The organism is Siminovitchia fordii DSM 16014 = CIP 108821, from assembly GCF_000374565.1.
In the GTDB taxonomy this organism is placed as follows: Bacteria; Bacillota; Bacilli; order Bacillales; family Bacillaceae_C; genus Siminovitchia; species Siminovitchia fordii.
In genome coordinates this window covers 753,132-763,255 of record NZ_KB894685.1, presented here as the reverse complement: position 1 = coordinate 763,255, position 10,124 = coordinate 753,132, and the positions used below count along the sequence as shown (strand labels likewise).

Annotated in this window: 10 protein-coding genes and 1 pseudogene; 8 read left to right on the top strand and 3 right to left on the bottom strand. The window is 35.7% G+C overall.

Annotated elements, in window-relative coordinates; all coding sequences use genetic code 11:
- Positions 1-429 precede the first annotated feature (429 nt).
- Positions 430-981 carry a GNAT family N-acetyltransferase gene (locus C509_RS0103860; protein WP_018705593.1) on the bottom strand — a complete coding sequence of 184 codons (552 nt, stop codon included), beginning with the start codon at positions 979-981 and terminating at the stop codon, positions 430-432.
- A 12-nt stretch (positions 982-993) separates the two neighbouring features.
- Complete coding sequence (locus tag C509_RS0103855) at positions 994-1,617, bottom strand: TetR/AcrR family transcriptional regulator (RefSeq protein WP_018705592.1); 624 nt, start codon at positions 1,615-1,617, stop codon at positions 994-996.
- A gap of 551 nt (positions 1,618-2,168) precedes the next feature.
- On the opposite strand from C509_RS0103855, the gene C509_RS0103850 reads away from it, so the two are divergent.
- The 4 genes from C509_RS0103850 to C509_RS0103835 all read left to right on the top strand — a co-directional run bounded on the left by C509_RS0103850 (position 2,169) and on the right by C509_RS0103835 (position 4,825).
- Entirely contained in the window at positions 2,169-2,978 is an 810-nt protein-coding gene (locus C509_RS0103850; protein ID WP_018705591.1) for a TrmB family transcriptional regulator, read from the top strand.
- A 71-nt stretch (positions 2,979-3,049) separates the two neighbouring features.
- Positions 3,050-3,781 (top strand): alanyl-tRNA editing protein, encoded by a 732-nt coding sequence (locus C509_RS0103845; protein WP_018705590.1) that lies wholly within the window; start codon positions 3,050-3,052, stop codon positions 3,779-3,781.
- A gap of 16 nt (positions 3,782-3,797) precedes the next feature.
- Positions 3,798-4,514: an AzlC family ABC transporter permease gene (locus tag C509_RS0103840; protein WP_018705589.1), complete on the top strand. Its 717-nt coding sequence runs from the start codon at positions 3,798-3,800 to the stop codon at positions 4,512-4,514.
- Complete coding sequence (locus C509_RS0103835) at positions 4,505-4,825, top strand: AzlD domain-containing protein (protein ID WP_018705588.1); 321 nt, start codon at positions 4,505-4,507, stop codon at positions 4,823-4,825. Before C509_RS0103840 ends, C509_RS0103835 begins: the two co-directional genes overlap by 10 nt.
- 674 nt (positions 4,826-5,499) lie before the next feature.
- On the opposite strand, the gene C509_RS0103830 is transcribed toward C509_RS0103835, so the two are convergent.
- A complete protein-coding gene (locus tag C509_RS0103830) occupies positions 5,500-5,991 on the bottom strand; it encodes an RrF2 family transcriptional regulator (protein WP_018705587.1) in 492 nt (163 codons plus the stop codon).
- A gap of 197 nt (positions 5,992-6,188) precedes the next feature.
- Between C509_RS0103830 and C509_RS24625 the strand changes: the two are divergent.
- From C509_RS24625 to C509_RS24995, 4 genes and pseudogenes are all read left to right on the top strand, one after another.
- A pseudogene (locus tag C509_RS24625) lies at positions 6,189-6,840 on the top strand (FMN-dependent NADH-azoreductase).
- 22 nt (positions 6,841-6,862) lie between these two features.
- Positions 6,863-7,306, top strand: a complete 444-nt coding sequence (locus C509_RS0103820; RefSeq protein WP_018705586.1) for a carboxymuconolactone decarboxylase family protein — start codon at positions 6,863-6,865, stop codon at positions 7,304-7,306.
- A gap of 295 nt (positions 7,307-7,601) precedes the next feature.
- A complete protein-coding gene (locus tag C509_RS0103815) occupies positions 7,602-8,246 on the top strand; it encodes an HAD family hydrolase (RefSeq protein WP_018705585.1) in 645 nt (214 codons plus the stop codon).
- A 1,448-nt stretch (positions 8,247-9,694) separates the two neighbouring features.
- Entirely contained in the window at positions 9,695-10,000 is a 306-nt protein-coding gene (locus C509_RS24995; protein ID WP_018705582.1) for a putative glycoside hydrolase, read from the top strand.
- Positions 10,001-10,124: the final 124 nt, after the last annotated feature.

Genomic DNA, 10,124 nt, shown 5'->3' with positions numbered 1-10,124 from the left:
CTGATCGGTTTCTCCGGATTGAAATCTTCCATGTCGGAATACTTTTTCACCGTCCGCCGATCTACCCCCATCTGCCGTGCTACTTCTGCATAGCTGCGACCTTTTGTATTCGTTTCGTATCTGATATAATTAACTTCAGCCATTGCTAACATCTCCTATACTACCTCCTGTAAAGATATGCCCAAACAGGAGTGTATGTATTTTTTCGGATGTTGGCAAGTGGCCTTTTTTATGTACATAAATTAGCTGCCGTTTCCTACATTTCTAGTGTGCCATAAACATCTACTTTGTCTTCTGATATTTTTTATCCCGCACATTAAAGCTATAGATCATGGCATTTAATAAAGAAATCATTATGGGAGGTACATTAAATCGCTATCGTGAAAGTTCAAAAAACAGCCTTGTGTAAAAGAATTAGGATAGTCCGAACTATATATTACTTTTTTGCAGTTCAAAGTACTCGTTTTGAAGAATCCCCATATGAATAATGTCAAACCACTTACCATCTCTAAACAGGCTTTCCCTACTGTTCCCTTCTTCCTGAAAACCCATTTTTTTATACAAATGAATAGCCCTATCATTAAATGAAAATACTTTAAGTGAAACTCGATGTAGATTCATTTCGTAAAAAGCATAGTCCATGAGTAATTTCAATCCCTCTGATCCATAACCTTTTCCCCAAAATTCTTTTTCCCCTATATCAATGATACATTCGGCATTTCGGTTTATATAATCAATGTGGATTAATGATATAATACCGATTGGTGTTTCATTTCTTTTTTCCATCATGATATAACACTTGGCTGATTGTGATCCCAAGATAACTTGATCTACAAATTCTCTGGTTGCTTCCACCGGATAGACATCTAATGATGGATTGGTGGAGTGCATAACCTCCATATCATTTCTCCATGTATGATAAAGGTCTGTATCTTCCTTTGTCATTTTTCTTAATCTGACTCTTGACGATTCAAACAACATGTTGTGTCCTCCTTATTTTGAATCTATTGGATTAATTATCTTTTCTAAAGAAAAAAGTAAGACTAATAATTGGTCTTTGACTTTGGTTTGGTCATGTCCTAATTGAAACGTATCCAGCATTAAACCATTTATGAATGAAATGATATACCTGGCAATAAAGCGAGGAGACTGTTGAGGTCTAAATTCCCCTTTACGGATACCTTCATTTAGTACCTTTTCAATTTCTTCAGCGGTCCGAGTGTAGCGTTCGGAAATATAAGGAAAATTATTTTTATTCTTGACATACTTAGATGATAAAAAAAACTCCGCTTTTGCATAGAGCAACGTTTGATCAATCGCTTCGATATGAAACTGCTGTTCTTCAACCCACTCCTTTATTTGTGGCCATAAGGGACCTTCATCAGCCGATATAAAATACTGACCATCTTTCTGATCATCATATTTTAAGACTTCAATAAAAACATGATCGATATTGTCAAAATAACTGTAAAAAGCACCTCTCGAGATTTCCGCTTCATCCATAATATCTTGCATTGATGTGCGTACATAACCTTTTTCGATAAACACCTTCTTGGCTGCTTTTAGTAGTTCTCTCTTTTTCTTTTTTTTATATTCTTCGTTAACTTTCGGTGCCATAGGGTTACCTCCTTCTCAAATGATAGCCAAAGAAAAACTATACATCAGTGTCGGTTTTATGTTGTCATTATACCGACACTAATGTATAGTTTCAACCTTTTTGTATTAAATATTAAGTAAACAGGAGATGATCCACAGTTGGCTTCAGGGAAAGAATGACGGAGGGGAGATACCTGGAATCGTTTTTTAAAAAATTCCGGTAAGACTCCTTGGTTGCTATATTTTTTTCTGAACGATAAGGTAACCACCTTAATGAACAAATTGGTAGGGGACAAGAAGACATCATATTATATTCCCAGATCTATTCTAAAGGGCATATCTTACTGGAGAAAAGTAAGGAATCCATACCAGGACCCTATGGCTTAAGAACCTTTTTGTATTTGTTTAAACGGAATGACTCTACTGTCAATAGAATTAGACAGTTCTTTTGGAAAAATGATGCAGTAACAAGAATGATCAATCTTTATGATCATTCTTAGCAGAAGCATTGACAAAATATGTGTACCCGCATTATAGTAGGTATTAAAATAACTACTAAAGAGGAGCTTTTTATGGAAGACGTTTATACGGAGCTTCAGAAACTGGGTTTTTCTCAGTATGAGTGCAAGGCTTATATCGGCTTATTAAAAAACTCACCAGTTACAGGTTATGAGGTGAGTAAACGTACGGGTGTACCCAGATCCATGATCTATGAGGTTTTAGGAAAATTATTGGATAAAGGCGCCATTTATGTTGTTCCTTCCGATCCTGTAAAGTATTCGCCAATACCCGCTAAGGATTTAATCCATCGCCTTCGCAAATCGTTTGCTGAAACTTTTGAAATATTGGAGCAGCAGCTGCCTTCGATTGAAAGTGAAAGGGAAACGGATGTGATTTGGCACATTCGAAGCCATGAACATGTAATAGAAGAAATGCTGAATGTTATCCGTTCGGCGAAAAATGAGTTATGGTTATCCGTTTGGGAAAAACAAGTTCCACAAATAAAAAATGCGATTGATCAGCGGGTAAAGGATGGAATCCATATATTTTCAATTCTTTTTGGTGCTCCTGATATTCAGTTGGGCACAACATTTCACCATAACTACATGCCTCCTGATGTTGTAAAGGAGCGTATGGGAGGTCAATTGACGGTTGCAGCCCGTGATGGGGAAGAAGTGTTGATTGCCAACTTTACCGAAAAATCTTTTGCATGGGCGGTAAAAACGAAAGATCCGGCCCTTGTACTTGTAGCAACTGAATATATTAGGCATGATATCATGATTGAGGAAATCACAGCAGAATTTGGGTCTGATAAATTAGATGCCCTTTGGAGAACAAATATTCATTTAAGCCATGTGGTAAAAGGAAATCGGTTCAAATAAAATGAACCGTATTTTCTTCCAGTTTTTATAGTGGTTAGTACAATAACATCTAAATAGGAGATGATTAGACAATGACAAAAGAACTTTTCTTGAATGACTCATACCAAACAACGTGCAATGCTAATATTTTATCGATTGAAGGGGATAAAGTAGTTCTCGATCAGACAATCTTTTATCCAACTGGCGGTGGACAAGAGTGTGATACGGGTACATTGATTCAAGAAGGTAAACCATTTGATGTGGTTCAAGTAAAAAGGGAAGGTCGAAAAATTTTCCACTTCGTTAAAAATGCCCAACAATTAAAATTAGGTGCGGCGACAGCTAATATCGATTGGGAAAGGCGCAGGGGACTTATGAGACATCATTCTTTATTACATGTGTTGGGAGCAGTTGTCTATAAAAAGTATGGAGCTTTATGCACAGGAAATAAAATTTACCCTCATAAGGCGAGAATAGACTTTAATCACCTACAAGATTTAAAAGATGATCAGTATGATGACATTGTGAAAGAAACAAATCAAATCATCAAGGAATCCCATCCAATTAACTATCAATTGATTCCAAGGAGTGAAGCTGAAAGTCGGACCGGATTGGTAAAAACTGCTGTAAACTTATTGCCTCCGACTGTTACTGAAATTCGATTAGTACGTATTGAATCCATAGACGAACAGGCGTGTGGCGGTACACATGTTTCAAATACTAAAGAAATTGGTGAAATGAAACTCGTAAAAGTCAGCAGCAAAGGAAAAAACAATAAAAGATTGGAAGTTAAACTGATTTCTTCTGAGGATTATTCAGTTTGAGAGGGACATATGAGAGATGGAAAAACTAGTCACGACAAGTGAAGCCAATCATGCCTTTTTAAAAGGTGTAAAGGATTGTTTACCGACAGTATTAGGTTATTTAAGCATAGGTTTTGCCGCAGGAGTCGTAGAAAAAACAGCCGGATTAAGCTTAATGGAAATAGCGCTTATGTCCTTGCTTCTCTATGCAGGCTCGGCTCAATTTATTGCTGCGGGAATGTGGGTCGCAGGTGCCCCTGTCATGTCTATTATTTTGACGATTTTTATTGTGAATCTGAGATATTTTTTATTAAGTGCTGCCCTTGCACCTTACTTTCGGCACTTCCCACCGAAAAAGAATATCGTTACCGGGTTTTTATTAACGGATGAAACATTTGGTGTCGCAGCCAACCATCTGGCCCAAAAAAAGCATGCAGATTATAATTGGATGCTTGGCCTAAACGTAACGGCTTATCTCAACTGGCTGTTGGCAAATGTAGCTGGAGGCTATCTTGGAACATGGATTGAACGGCCTGAAGCTTTAGGCCTTGATTTTGCTTTACCTGCGATGTTTATAGGTTTGCTTATACTACAGGTTTTAAATCAACCGACAATATCGATTGAGATAACCGTCATATTGAGTGCGGTCATTTTTACAGTGATTGCCAGTATGGTTGTTCCACCTGGAATTGACGTTATTATAGGAACAATCTTTGCTGCTTGTGTCGGGATGGTGATGGAAAAATGGAAGTAAGGTGGGAGGTTTTATTGATCATTTTAGGCGGGGCAATCATGACATTTTTGCCCCGAACTTTCCCATTGGTCGTTTTAAGTAAGATTGAAATTCCGGATTGGGGTATACGCTGGTTAAAATATATACCTGTTGCTATCTTAACTGCATTATTGGCACAAGAGCTCCTTCCTTTAGAGGATAACGAGCACTGGGAAGTTTCACATCTCGCGGCCGCAGCGGTTTGTCTGATTGCGGGGCTCCTTACTAGAAGCTTATTATTGACAGTGGGTGTCGGAATTGCAGTAGTAATGTTGTATAATATGTTGCAGTAAAGTGGGATATTATACTGGATACGTTGGATCTATGGCGGAGAAATCATACTAGCAGTTGGTCTGTGGTTTATCATATTAGCGATATTTATTTCAAATAACTACTTTAGAAACATCTATCAACAATACTTGCATTGGTTTGACCGTAGTCTTGGTGTTCTTCTAATTAATTTTCCCAATAAGTATCGGAATGACGGCACTCTTAAATTAGGTTACATTCACTAATAAAGAGAAGGGGGGAAGCATAGCTATAGAAATAGAAGCCCCTTGCATAGCTGCCCGATGAAGCAGGACAAGACCAGGTACCGCATTAGGTGATTACGAGCAGCCAGATAAAAAGTTCTTTCATAAATGAAAATTGAATTTAAAAAGTAATGCTCAAATTCGTATTAAATCAAAACTAAAAAATATATACCCGAAGATGCAGCGAAAACAGCTGCATCTTTTATCGGTAATGATGATTGAGAGGTTTTTTAGTCAAAATCTTAAATAATAGCGCATTCATTATCGTGACAATGATAGCATTTTGATACGAGTCTTATGAGACATTATGAAATCTCAATTTACAGTAATTTGATTATGTACTAATAGGCTTTACTCCATTGAGATTGAAGATACATTTTCCGTGAGCTATGAAAAAACCTCCCTAATTAAGGAATTCTATGAGAGGTTTTTTTTTATTTGTTGCTCTTCGAAAAATATTTCCGAGTATCTTCACGGATTTGTTTAGGTAAAACACGGTCAAGCTCTTCATTTAACCATGCAAGTGTTTTACTACGCAAGAAATCACGCATTTTTTCTTCTGCAGAGAGCATGACTAAATTGATGGTGCAAGAGGAAGAAGCTGGCCAGCAGTTTTCTCTATACAAATAACCATTATCTTTTATATTTTTACATTGAAAAATAGGTTTAGGACCTTCAACTGCTTCCACTACATCCCAAAAGGAAATATCTTCTGGGGACTTAGATAACCTATATCCTCCCTTTACACCAGGTACAGAACTTACAATACCAGCCTTAGATAATTTACCGAAAACTTTTGAAAGAAATGTCTCAGAAAGTCCTTGGAATTCTGCCAAATCCTTTATTCCAACACTTTCTTTGGAAGGAACATCAATTAAATAAACCAGACAATGTAAAGCATATTCAACTCCAACACTATATTGCATAAAACTCATCTCACCTACCTTTGTTTAAGGATTTCAAATTAAATCTTAGGAGTATTTAAACTCCCGGTCAAATAGAAATAGCTTTTAGTTAAATTTATTGACAAAAATAATTATAACACATATTATGGACTAAATTAATCGTCGATTAAATTGATCTTTAATTAGTGCTTGAAATTCATTTTAAAGGGGAGATAAAAATGAACAAAACACTTATTATTAACGCACACCCAAAAATAGATGATACTTCTTCAGTAAGCTTGCAGGTTTTTAACCACTTTTTAAAAGCTTATAAAGAATTAATTCCTAATAGCCAAGTAATTGAACAGATAAACTTGTACAGCGATGTAGTGCCTATGGTAGATAAAATGGTTTTAAGTGCATGGGAAAAACAACGAAAAGAACAAGAACTAACTAACCAAGAAAAAAGTAACGAAGCGTATGTCCGAAATCTTACAACAATTTAAAAGTGCAAATACGTATGTCATCGTTTTACCTTTGTATAATTTTAATATTCCATCAAAGTTAAAAGATTATATGGACAATATCATGATCGCACGTGAAACCTTTAAATACACTGAAAATGGGTCAGTGGGTCTACTGAAAGACGGACGAAAAATGCTTGTTATACAAGCAAGTGGCGAAATCTGTACCAATAATGATTGGTATACAGAAGTTGATTACTCCTATAAATACCTGAAGTCAATGTTCAATTTCCTTGGTATTGAAGATTATCAAACCATTCGGGCACAAGGAACTGCTTTACTGGAGACAAATGAAGTATTACAAAAGGCATATAAAGAAGCTGAAGAGGCCGCTTCAAGATTAGCATCTGAATTAATACGGTCTTAAACGAATATAAGGGGGAGTTAAATTGGAACAACGAATTGATTATTATAATGTAGCACCAGAAGCACTTAAAATAATGATAGAAATGGAGAAGTATACGAAAACTACAGGTATAGACCGTAAACTTCGTGAACTTATAAAAATTCGGGCTTCTCAAATAAATGGTTGTGCATATTGTATTAACATGCATACCACTGATGCCAGAAAAATGGGAGAAACGGAACAACGTTTATATTGTGTTAGCACTTGGAGAGAGTGTACATTTTACACAGATGCAGAAAAAGTAGCTCTTGAGCTGACAGAGTACGTGACTTTAATCCCGACAAAACGTGTGCCAGATGAGCTTTATCACCGAGTACGTGAACATTATGACGAGAGACAATATGTTGACCTTGTTCTAATAATCAATCAAATTAACAGTTGGAATAGAATTTCTATTGCGATGGGGAGTATAGCAACTGAAAAATAATCACTCTAAACGAATTACATTCTCTAGTGAAAAAAGCCGATTTCTGTTTCAAGAAATCAGCTTTTATTATGTTTAAAGTGGAGCAGTCATACAAAATATCAGGTTGACCAACTATTATGTGCTACAAATCATATTTTTCAATCTGAAGGTGTTCATTATGTTGCTCCTACTTTTATTCCACATATTGTAATGGTAAAATACAAGAAAGTGCAATGGTTTCCTATTGATGGAATACCTGATAACATTACCATTACAACAGATTATGCTCTAAAACAGTTTAGACTTAGGGGGGAGTATGGATACAATTTTATTTGATCTAGATGGGACCCTTCACGATAGTGAGAAATGGTATATTCAGGCATGCTGTGCCTCCTTAGAAACAATTAAGATGGGTCAACTTACCGACGAAGAGAAAAGTTACTTAATTGGAAAGCCACTTACGAGAATCATAGATGAGTGGTTTAAGGGAAAGGAAAAAGAGATACTGGGTTCATTTTTCAGACACTATGAAATGATAAATGACCAGATTCAGGAATATAACGGTGTTTACGAAGTGCTGGCTGAATTAAAAGATAGAGGGGTAACAATGGGAATTGTTTCCTCGAAATATAAAAAGTATGTTATTCAGGAATTACACAAAACAAGGCTTTATCCTTTTTTCAAAGTTATTGTAGGGTTGGAAGATTGTAGTGAGCCCAAACCAAATCCTGAACCGTTGTTAAAAGCAGTTCAGGAATTACAAAAAGCACCAGAGAATTGCATTTATATCGGAGATCAGCCTACAGATGTTTTAGCAGCTAATGCAGCTGGTATCAAGAGTTTTGGCGCTTTGTGGGGAGAAGGGAAGAAGGAAAAGTTAATAAGTGCTTCACCTACCGGTTTATTACAAAAGCCCGAAGAAATATTAGTCATTCATCATGCTATTCCAATATTGAACTGATTTTTAAGAACAAATGGTACCATTTCAAAAAAGGATGGTGCCTATCCCCCATAAGTTTTTTTCCTTGATAAAATGTATTCACGGATGGAGATCATATGTAGATATTTTATCGAGCAGTTCCTTGGGAACTAGAAAAGTGCCCTTGAACGGTATTTTACGCGATCAATTCTCCTTATCCAACTAATGTGAACAGAGGATCAATAATAGTTATATTCAAGAGGCCACATGGCATAAGACCTAGTTCAATCTGAGCTCATGTAAGGTTTCTGTGAACTCTTCCAACGTTCCTGCCCATCAAACCCCCACCAAATATACCGTTTTCATTTTTCTGTCATGCAAAGAATTTTACGATAAATAGCCTGTGGTAAGTTCTTATAGATAGAACTATTTATTAATTTTCTAATGAAGTATGTTTCCTGCATTGAAAAACTGAATCTGCAAAGCACCCATCCCAACATTAGCTTATCTTAAACAAAACGATATTTCGTTTAGCAAGCACTTTATTTAGTAGTTCTATTTCTTCATCAGAAGATGATTTAATTAGCTACTCTTCTGTAACATAAACTTCTTTATAGGTTTTTCCACCGTTGACTAATAAATGATCCCAATTTTTACTGCAAAGTGGATTTCATTTTTCCTACTATCTCTTAGACTTGCCAGGAAGGATAGATTAGCATTTATGTAATAGTTTGCATAGCCCAACTGAAAAAAATCCACCCTTGAGTGAACGTGTGCGATTTCATTCAGGTGCCGAATACCTTTGGACTTTATTATTATCTAATCAATTGACTCTCTTTTTGGGAGAAAGAAACATTCTTATCACGAAAGTCTTTTTTATGCTATTATATGTAAATGCAGAACAAATGGGATAGAAAGCTTTAGACAAATTAGCGAATGGTTTCTTTTTCTTGCTCGGATTGATTTAAGGGTCATCATCGTACAGTTCTGCCGGAAACATTTGTGAAATCAGTTGCTAATTTTGATATTTTCCATATGAGGATATTTTGAACTGCAATTCATAAATTCAGAAATAGTTGATCGCTTTACATTTGTTCTCCTGATTAAATTATGGATCCAATCATTTTACTGTATCATTAATTCTCAAATTGGATAACATCCCCCAATGCTTTTATTATTCTGCTCTTTTTTTAATAAACTTATCGAACATATGAACATTTATCCTATCTTTTATAATATAATTCCATTTCGGAAATTGGAAAAGCAACAGGAGGAAATAATAGAGTTCATATAAAAAAAATTTTAACTTCATGTCCTTCCCTTATTAATACTTGGTTCATGTACAAAGAAAACAGCGATAAAAAATATCTGACGATTTAAATTTTACTTGGGCAAAAGCGGTAATCAAATAATGCAAATGGATTTGGGCATCGTTGATCCGATTGAAATGCAACAAGAATATATTTCAGCTGCAGCGAACGGGAACATTGGTGTACGGATATATTAATGCGATGGAAGGAGACAAATGGAACAAAGAACTTTATCATCAGTTCAAAGAAGATGATTTTTATAAAGATGAAAATGGAACTAAGATTTACTTTGAGCAATGGGATTCTTACATGATGGATATGACCTCATTTCATTATCAGGAAATTTTAATGAAAGAGATAGAGAAGCAGGTTGTTCAAAAAGGTTTGGATGGTGTATTTCTTGATACGGTAGGAAATATTTCCTATTTGCAACTGCATGAGCAGCAAATGCAAAATGAAGCTATTAGGGAATTTATGAAAAAGTAAAGCGCTCCATTACACAGCCCCTTAGATTAATTTTATCATGTGGGAAGTTTTTTCGTATGATGAAGTTTGAGATGATGGCTGGGCGTTAGCTAAAATGGAACGACAAAAGCGAAGAGAGCAATAC